At 69.5% G+C, this 12,840-nt stretch carries 11 protein-coding genes; all 11 read left to right on the forward strand.

The window, feature by feature from the left end; all coding sequences use genetic code 11:
• The first annotated feature begins 56 nt into the window (after positions 1–56).
• The 11 genes from V8Z80_RS12895 to V8Z80_RS12945 all read left to right on the forward strand — a co-directional run bounded on the left by V8Z80_RS12895 (position 57) and on the right by V8Z80_RS12945 (position 12,838).
• Positions 57–2,093, forward strand: a complete 2,037-nt coding sequence (locus tag V8Z80_RS12895; RefSeq protein WP_336062235.1) for a TonB-dependent receptor domain-containing protein — start codon at positions 57–59, stop codon at positions 2,091–2,093.
• Between the two features lie 261 nt (positions 2,094–2,354).
• Entirely contained in the window at positions 2,355–3,611 is a 1,257-nt protein-coding gene (locus V8Z80_RS12900; RefSeq protein ID WP_336062236.1) for an amidohydrolase/deacetylase family metallohydrolase, read from the forward strand.
• Between the two features lie 23 nt (positions 3,612–3,634).
• The gene (locus V8Z80_RS12905) at positions 3,635–6,016 is read left to right on the forward strand and encodes a xanthine dehydrogenase family protein molybdopterin-binding subunit (protein ID WP_336062237.1); all 2,382 of its coding nucleotides are present in this window, start codon (positions 3,635–3,637) and stop codon (positions 6,014–6,016) included.
• Entirely contained in the window at positions 6,013–6,855 is an 843-nt protein-coding gene (locus V8Z80_RS12910) for an FAD binding domain-containing protein (protein ID WP_155195515.1), read from the forward strand. Before V8Z80_RS12905 ends, V8Z80_RS12910 begins: the two co-directional genes overlap by 4 nt.
• Before the next feature lie 59 nt (positions 6,856–6,914).
• Positions 6,915–7,391 carry a 2Fe-2S iron-sulfur cluster-binding protein gene (locus tag V8Z80_RS12915; RefSeq protein WP_155195532.1) on the forward strand — a complete coding sequence of 159 codons (477 nt, stop codon included), beginning with the start codon at positions 6,915–6,917 and terminating at the stop codon, positions 7,389–7,391.
• A gap of 52 nt (positions 7,392–7,443) precedes the next feature.
• Entirely contained in the window at positions 7,444–8,136 is a 693-nt protein-coding gene (locus V8Z80_RS12920) for an SRPBCC family protein (protein ID WP_336062238.1), read from the forward strand.
• A gap of 83 nt (positions 8,137–8,219) precedes the next feature.
• Positions 8,220–9,404, forward strand: a complete 1,185-nt coding sequence (locus V8Z80_RS12925) for an amino acid ABC transporter substrate-binding protein (RefSeq protein ID WP_155195513.1) — start codon at positions 8,220–8,222, stop codon at positions 9,402–9,404.
• Positions 9,405–9,437: 33 nt separating this feature from the next.
• Complete coding sequence (locus V8Z80_RS12930) at positions 9,438–10,301, forward strand: branched-chain amino acid ABC transporter permease (RefSeq protein ID WP_155195512.1); 864 nt, start codon at positions 9,438–9,440, stop codon at positions 10,299–10,301.
• Positions 10,298–11,350, forward strand: a complete 1,053-nt coding sequence (locus V8Z80_RS12935) for a branched-chain amino acid ABC transporter permease (protein ID WP_155195511.1) — start codon at positions 10,298–10,300, stop codon at positions 11,348–11,350. Before V8Z80_RS12930 ends, V8Z80_RS12935 begins: the two co-directional genes overlap by 4 nt.
• Positions 11,347–12,123, forward strand: a complete 777-nt coding sequence (locus V8Z80_RS12940) for an ABC transporter ATP-binding protein (protein WP_155195510.1) — start codon at positions 11,347–11,349, stop codon at positions 12,121–12,123. The genes V8Z80_RS12935 and V8Z80_RS12940 overlap by 4 nt, the downstream gene beginning before the upstream one ends.
• Positions 12,116–12,838 carry an ABC transporter ATP-binding protein gene (locus V8Z80_RS12945; protein WP_155195509.1) on the forward strand — a complete coding sequence of 241 codons (723 nt, stop codon included), beginning with the start codon at positions 12,116–12,118 and terminating at the stop codon, positions 12,836–12,838. The genes V8Z80_RS12940 and V8Z80_RS12945 overlap by 8 nt, the downstream gene beginning before the upstream one ends.
• The last annotated feature ends 2 nt before the right edge of the window (positions 12,839–12,840 follow it).

The following is a 12,840-nucleotide window of genomic DNA, read 5'->3' on the forward strand; positions in this document are numbered from 1 at the left end:
TTTAACTGCAAATCAATACAATTCTCATCTCTAGCAACAGGGAAGGGAATTCAGCCGTGGTCAAAGCGATAGTTTGCCCCGGCGCCGCGCTGGCGCTGGCCCTCGGGGCCGTGCCGGCGTGGGCGCAACAGGCCGTCCAGTCATTCGCACCCGTGGTGGTGACCGCCTCGGGCGTCGAGCAGGAAATCCGGGATGCGCCGGCCAGCATCACCATCGTTACGCGCGAGGAACTGGAAAAGCAGCCTTTTCGCGACCTGACCGACGCGCTGCGCAACGTCGAGGGCGTGAGCGTGACCGGCGTCGCCAACGAGCAGGACATCTATATCCGCGGCCTGCCGGGCAACTACACGCTGATCCTGGTGGACGGCAAGCGCCAGAACACGCGCGATGCGCGTCCCAACGGCAGCAGCGGCTTCGAGCAAAGCTTCATCCCGCCGCTGGAGGCGATCGAGCGCATCGAGGTGGTACGTGGCCCGATGTCCTCGCTGTACGGCTCGGACGCCATGGGCGGGGTTATCAACATCATCACCCGCAAGGTCGGCACGAAGTGGGGCGGTTCGCTAACGGGGGACTACACCTTGCAGGAGCATGGCGACTCCGGCGACTCGTACCAGGGCCAGTTCTACCTGAACGGCCCGATCATGCAGGACAAGCTCGGCCTGCAGCTGTGGGGCCGCTACCTGAACCGCGACGAGGACCGGATCCTGGGCGGCTTTCACCGCACCCGCGACAGCAGCGTGACCGCGCGCCTGGCCTTTACCCCCACCGCCAACCACGACATCATGCTGGAGGCGGGCACGGCGCGGCTGCGGCGCGACAACACGCCGGGCATGACGGCCGAGGCCGGCACCTTCGACGGTTATCGCAACCACGACCGCGACCACTACTCGATCAGCCATGCGGGGCGCTATGGCTGGGGCACCTCCGACCTGGCGCTTAGCCGCGAGGTGGCCAAGCGCACCACCTACGCCAAGGACAACAGCGGCGATTTCGTGCGCAATGCGCGCGCCCCCGAAATCCAGAATACCGTGTTCGACGCGAAGTTCAGCGTGCCGCTGGGCAACCACATGCTGGTGTTCGGCGGCCAGTACAACGAGGCCGAGCTGACCGACTTCAATCCGGGCCTGCGCGATAACGCCAACCGCAAGTTCAGCATCACGCAAAAGGCGGTATTCCTGGAGGACGAGTGGCAGATCACCGACAGCTTCTCGCTGCTGGGCGGCGTGCGCCTGGACGACCACGAGGTCTATGGCACGCAGACCAGCCCGCGCGCCTACGCGGTATGGCATACCACGGACCAGCTGACCCTCAAGGGCGGTGTCTCGCGCGGCTTCAAGGCGCCGGACATCCGCCAGATCGCGCCGGGCTACGCGACCACCACGGGCGGCGGCGGCTGCAGCTACGGGCCCAACGGCACGTGCGGGGTGATCATCGGCGATCCCGGCCTGGAAGCCGAGACCAGCACCAACTACGAGCTGAGCGCGCACTGGGACAACCAGCGCGACCTGGCCGCCAGCATCACCGGCTTCTATACGAAGTTCAAGGACAAGGTCAGCAACGCGCTGGTGCTGGACGAGAACGGCGTGCCGGTGCGCTGGTCCGAGGACCCCAACTACCGCCTCTGGTACAACTTCAACGTGGACAACGCCACGATCCGCGGCGTGGAGCTTAGCGTGCGCTGGCGGCCGACGGCGCGGTGGTCGGTGGTGCCGAACTACACCTTCACCGATTCGAAGCAGACCGGCGGCGCCTACGACGGCTATCCGCTGACCCGCACGCCGCGCCATGCCGGCAACCTGCGCATCGAGTACACGCCCAGCGCGGCGCTGACGCTGTGGACCGCCGGCAACTACCACGGCAAGGAAATCAACGCCGGGGCGCGGGTGGGCACCAACGGCGTGGAACTGGCCCAGGGGGTGCGCGAGTACGACGACTACTACACCTTCGACCTGGGAGCGTCCTACGCCCTGACCAAGAACACCACGATCAACGCGGCGGTCTACAACCTGGGCGACAAGCGGCTGGACGAGCAGACCTACAACACCATCGGCGACGGCCGCCGCTACTGGCTGAGCGTCAACACCCGGTTCTGAGCCCGGGCCCCGCAGGGGCCGCCCGTCCCGGGGCGGGCGGGCGCGGGCGCCATCCGTTTCCATTTATGTGGCGTACCACGTAAATGCGTCAATCCGGTGCACGGGATTCCCGTAACCGTGCATGCGCCGCAAGCCGGTGCGGGCGGGCGCGGCCTGCGCCCCGGGAATATAAGGGGTATGCCACTTATATAGCCGTGGCCGCGGCGTTGGCATGCTTGTTGCTTGACGAGGGGCAAGACCAACCCTCGCAGAGGACAAGCCATGACAACGACGGTGCTCAAGGGCGGGCGCATCCTTGATCCGGCCACCGCGACCGACCGCGTCGGCGACCTGCTGGTCCTGGACGGCCGGATCGCCGATCCGGCCACGCCGGTGCCGGCCGGCGCGCAGCTCATCGATTGCACCGGCAAGCTGGTGCTGCCCGGCCTCATCGATACGCATGCCCATGTGTTCCGCTACGTGACCGGGCGCTTCGGCCTGGACGCGGACCTGTGCGGCGTGCAGTCGGGCGTGACCACGCTGGTGGACCAGGGCGGTCCGAGCTGCATTACCCTGCCGGCGTTCCGGCACTACGTCGCCGAACGCAGCCGCACGCGCCTGTATGCCTTCCTGTCGGCCTACCTGGTCGGCGGGCTGGAGGGCCACTATTACCCCGAGCTCTACCGGCCCAGCTGCCTGGACGTGGACGCGACGGTCAAGGCGGCCCGCGCCAACCGGGACCTGGTCAAGGGCATCAAGGCGCATGCCGAACTGGGCGGGCTCTCGCGCTGGGGCCTGGACGTGATGAAGCTGGCCGCGCAGATCGGCCGCGAGGCGGACCTGCCGGTATACGTGCATTTCGGCCAGCTCTGGCCCACGCCCGACGGCGGCGGCTTGCCTGTCGATCCCGACGCCATCCTGCCGCAAGTGCTGGACCTGCTGCGTCCGGGCGATGTGCTGGCCCATCCGTTCAGCCGCCATCCGGGCGGCTTCGTCGAGCAGAGCGGGCGGGTGCATCCGCTGGTGCGCGAGGCCGTGGACCGGGGCCTGAAGATGGACGTGGGCCACGGCTCGCATTTCAGCTTCCGCTCGGCGCGCAAGGTGCTGGAGGCCGGTTTCGTGCCCGATACGCTGGGCGCGGACATGCACGGCTACAACACCACCGTGCCCCATCCCCCCGGCACGCCGGACTCGCATCCGGACGAGGAAGAGCACCTGTTTCGCGGCCGCACGCGCTTCTCGCTGGTCTCGGCCATGACCGCCATGCTGGCGCTGGGGCTGGCCCTGGAACAGGTGGTGCGCATGGTGACGGTCAATGCCGCGGCGCTGCTGCGCAAGGAGGACGAGCTGGGCTCGCTGCAGCCCGGGCGGGTGGCCGACGTCAGCGTGCTCAACGACGAGCGCGGCCGGTGGGTGATGCGCGATAACGAAGGCACCCAGGTAATCGCCGAGCGCATGCTCACCCCGGCCTTCTGCCTGCGTGCCGGCCAGCGCTTCGATGCGCAGGCCAGCATCCTGCCGGTGGCGCAAGCCGCCTGAACGCGAACGGGAGGCGCACCGCAATGGACAGCCCGGACATCGCCGCGCAAGGCATAGGCGCCTCGATCCCGCGCAAGGAAGACGAGCGCTTCCTGCGCGGGCGCGGCCAATATGTGGCCAATCTGCGTTTTGCGGGCATGCAGGACGTGGCCTTCGTGCGCAGCCCGGTGGCGCACGGGCGCATCCTGGGCATCGAGAAGCCGGCCGCCCATCGCGCCTGTGTGTTCGACGCGGGCGACCTGGCCGGGGTGCGGCCTATCGTGGCCGATAGCGGCCTGCCCGGGTTCAAGTCCTCGGCGCAGCCGGTGCTGGCGCAGGACAAGGTGCGCCAGGTCGGCGAGGCCATCGCCATGTGCGTGGCGCCGACCCGGGCGCAGGCCGAGGATATCGCCGCCCAGGTCTACGTCGACGTGCAGGAGCTGCCCGCGGTGGTCGACATGATCGAGGCGCGCCAGCCCGGCAGCGCGCTGGTGCACGAACACTGGGGCGACAACGTCTTTCTGGAGACGCACGTGGGTGCGGAACTGGACGACGCGTTCGCGCAGCTGCGCCGCGATGCGCCGATCCAGGTCAGGCGCCGCCTGCGCACCGCGCGCCAGAGCATGGCGCCGATGGAGGGGCGCGGCTGCGTCGCCTACTGGGACGAGCGCGCCGGGCAGCTGGTGCTCTACACCGCCGCGCAGATGCCGCATATCAACCGCACCGGGCTTGCCGGCTGCCTGGGCCTGGACGAGGGGCAGGTGCGGGTGGTCTCGCCGGACGTGGGCGGGGGCTTCGGCTACAAGGGCATCCTGCTGCCCGAGGAGGTCTGCGTGGCGTGGCTGGCCCTGGCGCGCGGGCATCCGGTGCGCTGGATCGAGGACCGCCGCGAGCAGCTGACCGCCAACGCCAACTGCCGCGAGCACGACTACGACATCACGGCCTACGCCGACCGCGAGGGGCGGCTGCTGGGCATCGACTGCCAGGCCACGGTGGATTCGGGCGCCTACTCCTCCTATCCCTTTTCGGCCTGCCTGGAGGCCGCGCAGGTCGGCAGCATCCTGCCCGGCCCGTACAAGATGCCGCTGTACCGCTGCCGCACCTGGTCGGTGGCGACCAACAAGCCGCCCATCCTGCCCTATCGCGGCGTGGCGCGCACCGGCGTGTGCTATGCCATGGAAAGCGTCATGGACGACGTGGCCGCGCAGGCCGGCATCGAGCCCTTCGAGGCGCGCCTGCGCAACCTGGTGCAGCCGCACGAAATGCCCTATGACAACGTCACCGGCAAGCATTTCGACAGCGGCGACTATCCCGAATGCGTGCGGCGCGCCGTGGCCGCGCTGGACCTGCCGGCCTGGCGCCGCCGCCAGGCCGTCGGCGAGCCCGACGGCCGGCTGGTCGGCGTGGGGCTGGCCGTGTTCTGCGAGCAGGGTGCGCATGGCACCTCGGTGTATCACGGCTGGGGCATTCCCATGGTGCCGGGCCGCGAGCCGGCCGCCTTGCGCCTGACGCCCGATGGCGTGCTCGAGATCAAGGCGGGCGTGCATTCGCACGGCCAGGGCATGGAAACCACGCTGGCCCAGATCGCCCACCAGGTGCTGGGCGTGCCGGTGGCCCGCGTGCGCGTGACGCTGGGCGATACCGGCACCACCCCGTATTCGACCGGCACCTGGGGCTCGCGCGCGGCCGTGATGGCCGGCGGCGCGGTGGGCCAGGCCTGCAAGATCCTGCGCGAACGCCTGGTGGCCATCGGCGCCCACCTGATGGGCCTGCCCGCCGGACAGGTGCGCTGGGAGGGCGGCCAGGCCCTGGGCGCGGGGCGATCGGTGACGCTGGCCGAGATCGCCCGCACCTGGCACCTGCGGCCGCAGCTGCTGCCGCCGGACGTCGATCCGCAAGGGCTGGAGGTCTTTGCCACCTATCAGGCCCGGCGCGATACCGGCACTTTCAGCTATGCCTGCCATGCGGTGGCGGTGGCGGTCGATCCGGAGCTGGGCCGGGTCGAGCTGCTGGACTACGTGATCGTCGAGGACGGCGGCGTGCTGATCAATCCCATGGTGGTCGACGGCCAGGTCTACGGCGGCGCGGCGCAGGGCATAGGCACTGCGCTGTACGAGGAGATGCGCTACAGCGAGCATGGCCAGCCGCTGGCCTCGACGCTGGCCGATTACGTGCTGCCGGGGGCCACCGAGGTGCCGGCCATTCGCATCGAGCACATGCAGACGCCCGCGCCCTATACCGAGTTCGGCCAGAAGGGCATCGGCGAGAGCGGGGCGATCGGGCCGCCCGCGGCCATCGCCAACGCGGTCAACGACGCCATGCGATGCGTGGGTGCGCGCGTGGACGAGCTGCCCCTCAGTCCGCGCGCCGTGCTGCGGGCGCTGGCGCAGGCGCAGGCGCATCGAGACAGGAGGGTCGCGCAATGAAATCCGCCCCATTCGATTACACCCGCGCGGCGCAGGGCAGCGAGGCCATCGCGCGGCTGTCCGGCAGCCAGGGCCTGGGCAAGCCGGTGGCCGGGGGCCAGTCGCTCGGACCGATGATGAACATGCGCCTGGCCCAGCCGGCGCTGCTGGTGGACGTGCGCGGCGTGCCCGAGCTGCTGCATTGCGAGGATACCGGCGAAGCGGTGGTGCTGGGGGCGGCCGTGACGCACGCGGCCATCGAGGACGGACGCGTGCCCGACGCCACGCGCGGCCTGATGGCCCACGTGGCGCAGGGCATCGCCTATCGCGCGGTGCGCACGCGCGGCACGCTGGGCGGCAGCCTGGCGCATGCCGATCCGGCCGCCGACTGGATCAACGTCATGCCGCTGCTCGATGCCCGATGCATCGTGGCCGGGCCCGCCGGAAGGCGCGAGATCGCCTGCGCGGCGTGGATGCTGGGCACCTTTACCACCGGCCTGGGCGAGGACGAGATACTCGTGTCGGTGCGCATTCCCAAGCTGTCGGCCCGGGCCCGCTGGAGCTATTACAAGTTCAACCGCAAGCCGGGCGAATTTGCCGAGGCCATCTCGGCCTTCCTGGACGATCCCGCGCGCGGCGTGTGCCGCGCGGTGATCGGCGCGCTGGACGGCCCGCCGCATCTGGTGGCCAACGCCCGCGCCCTGCTCGAGGAGCTGCGCACCAGCGGGCTCGGCGCGCTGGGCCGCGCCGAGCTGAAGGCCGCCGGCCTGCAGGCCGGCAGCTACGAATACCGCGTGCACGCGGTGGCGCTGTCGCGCGCCGCGCATGCCTTGTTGGTTTCCGAAGGAGGAACGGCATGAACGTCATGGCCGAACTGCCCCACGCCGCCCATGCCCACGGGCAGGACGAAGGCCCGTCCATGATCGCGCTGAGCCTGGTGGTCAATGGCCGGGCGGTCCGCGCGCAGGTCGAGCCGCGCACCTCGCTGGCCGACTTCCTGCGCGAGCAGCAAGGCCTGACGGGTACCAACCTGGGCTGCGAGCAAGGGGTGTGCGGCGCCTGTACCTTGAGCGTGGACGAGGCGCCCACGCGCTCGTGCCTGGTGCGGGCAGCCGCCTGCCAGGGCCAATCGGTACGCACCATAGAGTCCTACGACCAGGACGAGATCATGGCGCAGCTGCGCCAGGCCTTCTCGGCCGAGCATGCGCTGCAGTGCGGCTATTGCACGCCCGGCATGCTGGCCACCGCGCGCGACATCGTCATCCGCCTGCCCCAGGCCGACGATGCGCGCATCCGCCTGGAACTGGCCGGCAACCTGTGCCGCTGCACCGGCTACGTCGGCATCGTGCGCGCCATCCGGCGCGTGCTCGATGCGCGCCGCGCGGACCCGGCATGAGGCGGCGCGACCCGGTCCGCGCAAGGGCCCTCCCGACACGGAAGACAACGCTGTGAACCTCGAACAATCCTTCACCGTGCCCTATCCGGCCGAACAGGTCTGGCGGGCTTTCCAGGACGTGCCCGGCATCGTGGCCTGCCTGCCTGGCGCGGCGCTGGCCGAACCGCCCGCCGGCCAGGCCCTGAAGCTGTCCATGACGGTCAAGCTCGGCCCCATCGTGGCGGCCTTCGCCGGCGAGGGCGCCATGACGCTGGACCAGGCCGCGCGCGCCGGCCGCATCAGCGGCGGCGGCGCGGACCGCAAGAGCGGCTCGCGGGTCAAGGGCGAGGCGGCCTTCTCGCTGCACGAGCAAGCCGGCCAGGAGGGCGCGGCCGTCACGCGGGTGGACGTGAAGGTGGACTACGCCATCACCGGCGCGCTGGCGCAGTTCTCGCGCGGGGGCATCGTACGCGAGCTGGCGCAGCGCCTGACGCAGGCCTTCGCCGAGAACCTGCGCCAGAAGCTGGCCGCCGACGTGCCGGCCGGCGCGCCGGCTGCCCTGGCCGCCGATGCGCCGGGCGCGGATGCACCGGCCGTGGATGCGTCCAGGCCTGCCGTGGCGGCTCGCGCGGCCGATGCCGGTACGGGCGCCGGGCCGCGGGCCGGCGCGCCGCTGGAGCTGGGACATTTTTTCTGGCCGGCGCTGTGGGCGCGCATCAGGCGCTGGTTCGGGGCGGGCCGCAAGCCGGACCGGACGGGACGCTGATACCGAAGGATGTGCGCAGGTGCGCATGCAGTCCGAACTGCGGCACAGCCGCACACGTGGTGTCTACAAGCAAGGGGAAAACCATGAAACTGAAGTCTCTTCTGCCGGCGCTGCTGGCGCTTGCCCTGGCCACCGGCGCCCAGGCGCAATCGGTCATCCGGATCGGCGCGCCGCTGGCGCTGACCGGCGGCCTGGCCGACGAAGGCAAGAAGCAGCAGGTCGCCTACGACATGTGGCTCAAGCGCGTGAACGAGGCCGGCGGCATCCAGGTCGGCGACCAGAAGGTCAAGGTCGAGCTCGTTACCTACGACTACCAGTCCGACGAGAAGCGCGCGCAGCAGATGGCCGAGCGCCTGATCACCCAGGACCGCGTGGACTTCATGACCTCGCCCTTCGGCTCGGGCCACACCAAGGTGGTGGCCGGCGTGGCCGAACGCTACGGCGTGCCGGTGATGGCCTCGGTGGCCTCGTCCGAATCGGTGTTCGACCAGGGCTACAAGTACCTGTTCGGCACCCTGGCGCCCAACGGCGGGCTGGTCGACGCCATGATCAAGACCTTCGGCCAGCAGATGCCCGAGGCCAGGAAGATCGCCATCCTGGGCCGCGAGGACGTGTTTCCGCGCTCGATGGCCACGGCCATGCGCAGCGCGGCCGAGAAGGCGGGCCTGCAGGTGGTGCACAACGAGTTCTATCCCGTGGGCGCGCTGGATCATTCGGCCTCGCTATCGAAGATCAAGGCCGCCGCGCCCGACTGGATCTACGTCACCGGCTACACCAAGGACCTGATCCTGGCGCGCAAGCAGATGGCCGACCTGGGCGTGAGCGCGCCCATCGTCACCATGATCACCGGCCCGGCCTACCAGGAGTTCATCGACGGCCTGGATACCCTGGCCAACGGCGTGTCCAGCACCACGTGGTGGCATCACTCCACGCAGTACAAGGCCGACGACGTGTTCGGCTCGACGCAGGCCTTCTACGACGAATTCGTGGCGCGCGAGAAGCACGATCCGGACTACGTGCACGCCTCCGCCGCGGCGGCGCTGGTCGCCCTGCAAAAGGCCATCGAGCAGGCCGGCACGACCGACAAGGCCAAGGTGCGCGACGCGCTGGCCTCGCTGGACATCGACACCTTCTACGGCCCGATCAAGTTCGGTGCGAACGGCATGAACGCCGGACGCGACCTGCCCATCATCCAGGTGCAGGACAAGAAGGTGGTGGTGCTCTTTCCCGAGGCGGTCAAGCAGGCCGACGCCATCCGCATGCCCTGACGGGCGCATCGCCATACACCCGGTTGAATCGCCATGACCCTGTTCGCGCAAATCATCGCCAACGGACTGATGCTGGGGGCGCTGTATGCCTGCATCGCCGTCGGCTTCTCGCTGGTCTGGGGGGTGCTGAACGTCATCAACATGCTGCACGGCTCGTTCATCGTGCTGGGCGGCTACCTGACCTTCTTCGCCTGGTTCCATTACCAGATCAATCCCTTCGTCATGCTGCCGGCGGTCTGCGCGCTGCTGTTCCTGATGGGCTACCTGCTGCAGTACGGCGCGATCAACCGGGTGGTGACCCGCCCGGTGCTGACTACGCTGACGCTGACCTTCGGCCTGGACATGATCCTGTACAACTTCATGAACCTGGGCTTCGAGGCCACGCCGCGGCGCGTGTCGCTGGACCTGGGCCGGCTGGAGCTGGCGGGCGTGATCCTGCCGGTGGACCGCCTGCTGGCCATGGCCCTGGCCCTGGCGCTGACCGGGCTGCTGTACTACGTGATGCGCAGCTCGCGCATCGGCCGGGCCATCGTGGCGGTGCGCATGGACCGCGACGCCGCCTCGCTGATGGGCATCCGCGTGCCGCACGTCTATGCGGTCACCTTCGGGCTGGCCGCCCTGATGGCCGGCGCCTGCGGCGTGCTCATGTCGGTCGTCTTTCCCATCACCACCAACATTACCGGGCTGCTGCTGGGCAAGGCCTTCGTGATCTGCGTAATCGGCGGCCTGGGCACGGTGCCCGGTGCGCTGGTCGGCGGCCTGGCCCTGGGCCTGATCGAGAGCGTGGTGGGCAATTTCCTCGGCGCGCAATACGCCGTGCTGTTCGGTTTCCTGATCATGCTGGCGCTGCTCATCACGCGGCCCACCGGCCTGGTCGGCAAGAAGGGGTACGAATGAACGAGAAACCCGATTCCGCCGCCCGCCCGCGCCTGGGCAGGCACCTGCTCTTTGCCGCGTGGGTGCTGCTGCTGGCGGCCATGCCCTTCCTGGCGGACAACTACTACGTGCGGCTGGCCACCTTCGTGTGCATGTATGCGGCGCTGGCGCTGTCCTGGAACTTCATCGGCGGCTATGCCGGCTACCCTTCGTTCTCGACCGCGGCCTTCGTGGGCCTGGGCAGCTATGCCGGCGCGCTGATGCAGAACGCCGGTGTGCCCATGGTGCTGGCCTGGCTGGGCGCCACCGTGTTCGTCAGCGCCTTCGCCGCGCTGGTGGGCGCGGCCATCCTGCGCATGAAGGGTCATTACTTCGCCATCGGTTCGATCGCCATGGTCGAGGTGCTGCGCCTGGGCACCTCGCTGTGGTCGGAGCTGACCGGCGGCGGCGACGGCCTGAACGTGGCCATCATGCCCGGCGGGCCGGATTTCGCCGCGCGGGTGTTCCTGTACGCCATGCTGGCGGTGATGCTGTGCGCCTGGATCGTCACGCTGCTGGTGGACCGCTCGCGGCTGGGCTTCGGGCTGCGCTGCATCAACCAGAACGAGGATGCCGCCGACATGGTGGGCATCGCCGTCAACCGGTACAAGACCGCCGCCTACACGCTTTCGGCCGTCTTTTGCGGCACGGTGGGCGCCATCTATGCGTCGTGGGTGTCGTACATCGCGCCTACCGACGCCTTCGCCATCCTGCTGACGGTCAAGGTGCCGGTGATGGCGATGCTGGGCGGGGTGGGCACCGTCTACGGCCCGGTGGTGGGCTCGGCGGCCTTCGTGCTGCTGGAGGAAACCATCTGGGCCCGCTTCCTGGACTACCACCAGGCCATCCTGGGCGTGATCATCGTGCTGCTGATCTTCTTCCTGCCCGGCGGCCTGCTCAAGATCGATTACCGCCGCTGGCTGCGCCGCCCTGGCGCGGCGCCGGCCGGCACCGCGCCAGGGCCGGGCCCGGACGGCCCGGCAGCGCCCGCCGTACGGCCGCATGCAGCCAAGGAAGGAGTCATCCAATGACCACCCCCCTGCTCGAGGTGCGCAGCCTGTCCAAGCGTTTCGGCGGCCTGCAGGCCACCCGCGAGGTCTCCTTCTCGCTGCGCGAAGGCGAGATCGTCGGACTGATCGGCCCGAATGGCGCGGGCAAGACCACCCTGGTCAACCTGATCACCGGCGTGCTGACCGCCAGCGGCGGCTCGGTGTTTTTCAAGGGCCGCGACGTCACGCGCCAGCGGCCCTACGAGGCCGCCCGCAGCGGCCTGGCGCGCACTTTCCAGATCGTGCAGCCCTTCCCGCACATGACGGTGCTGGAGAACGTGGCGGCCGGCGCGCTGTTCGCCGCCGGCGCGCCCAGCCGCAGGCAGGCCGAGCGCCAGGCCATGGAACACCTGGAGTTCGTGGGCCTGGCCCCGCTGGCGCACCAGCCGGCCGCCTCGCTCACGCTGCCTTCGCGCAAGCGCCTGGAACTGGCCAAGAGCCTGGCCATGCAGCCCAAGGTGCTGCTGCTGGACGAGGTCAATGCGGGCCTGAACACCGCCGAGATCGAAAAGGCGCTGGCGCTGATGCGCGCCATCGCCGCGCGCGGCATCACCATCCTGCTGATCGAGCACCTGATGAAGGTGGTGCTGTCGCTGAGCCAGCGCGTGCTGGTGCTGCACCATGGCGAGCTCATCAGCCAGGGCGATCCGCAGTCGGTCATCAGCGACCCGAAGGTCATCGAAGCCTACCTGGGCAGCAAGTTCGCCGCGCGCCAGCAGCAGCTTGCGCCCGCAACCGGAGCCCTGCATGGCTAATACGCCCCTGCTCAAGATCGAAGGCCTGCAGGCCGGTTATGGCGACGTCCAGGTGCTGTGGGGCGTGGACCTGGTGGTGCCCGCCGGCGAGATCACCTGCATCGTGGGCTCGAACGGCGCTGGCAAGTCCACCTTGCTGCGCACCATCTCCGGCCTGGTGCGCGCCAAGGCCGGCCGCGTGGAGTTCTGCGGCCGCGACATGACCGGCGCCAGCCCCGACGCCATGCTGGGCGCGGGCCTGGCCCATGTGCCCGAGGGCCGGCGGCTGTTTCGCGGCATGTCGATCCGCGACAACCTGCTGGTGGGCGCCTACCTGCGGCGCGACGCGCGGGCCGACATCGAGCGCGACCTGCAGGCCGTCTACGAGATGTTCCCCATCCTGAAGGAGCGCCAGCAGCAGGACGCCACCACGCTGTCGGGTGGCGAGCAGCAGATGTGTGCGATCGGCCGCGGCATCATGTCGCGCCCGCAGCTGCTGATGGTCGACGAGCTTTCGCTGGGGCTGGCCCCGCGCGCGGTCGAGAAGCTGGGCGATGCACTGCGCGAAATCAATCGCAGCGGCCTGACCATCCTGCTGGTCGAGCAGGATGTGCTTACCGCCTTCGAGCTGGCGCGCCACGCCTACGTGATCGAGACCGGGCGCGTAGGTATCGCCGGCGAGACCGCGCAACTGTCGGCCGACCCGCGGGTGCGGCAGGCCTACATGGGGATCTGATC

Origin of the sequence: Orrella sp. JC864 (assembly GCF_037026685.1) — a bacterium.
Lineage (GTDB): Bacteria > Pseudomonadota > Gammaproteobacteria > Burkholderiales > Burkholderiaceae_B > Orrella.

What these genes read in the sequence shown, in the direction of transcription:
- V8Z80_RS12900 (WP_336062236.1), top strand. Translation starts at nt 2,355, where the DNA reads ATGACAACGACGGTGCTCAAGGGCGGGCGCATCCTTGATCCGGCCACC.
- V8Z80_RS12905 (WP_336062237.1), top strand. Translation starts at nt 3,635, where the DNA reads ATGGACAGCCCGGACATCGCCGCGCAAGGCATAGGCGCCTCGATCCCG.
- V8Z80_RS12910 (WP_155195515.1), top strand. Translation starts at nt 6,013, where the DNA reads ATGAAATCCGCCCCATTCGATTACACCCGCGCGGCGCAGGGCAGCGAG.
- V8Z80_RS12915 (WP_155195532.1), top strand. Translation starts at nt 6,915, where the DNA reads ATGATCGCGCTGAGCCTGGTGGTCAATGGCCGGGCGGTCCGCGCGCAG.
- V8Z80_RS12925 (WP_155195513.1), top strand. Translation starts at nt 8,220, where the DNA reads ATGAAACTGAAGTCTCTTCTGCCGGCGCTGCTGGCGCTTGCCCTGGCC.
- V8Z80_RS12930 (WP_155195512.1), top strand. Translation starts at nt 9,438, where the DNA reads ATGACCCTGTTCGCGCAAATCATCGCCAACGGACTGATGCTGGGGGCG.
- V8Z80_RS12935 (WP_155195511.1), top strand. Translation starts at nt 10,298, where the DNA reads ATGAACGAGAAACCCGATTCCGCCGCCCGCCCGCGCCTGGGCAGGCAC.
- V8Z80_RS12940 (WP_155195510.1), top strand. Translation starts at nt 11,347, where the DNA reads ATGACCACCCCCCTGCTCGAGGTGCGCAGCCTGTCCAAGCGTTTCGGC.
- V8Z80_RS12945 (WP_155195509.1), top strand. Translation starts at nt 12,116, where the DNA reads ATGGCTAATACGCCCCTGCTCAAGATCGAAGGCCTGCAGGCCGGTTAT.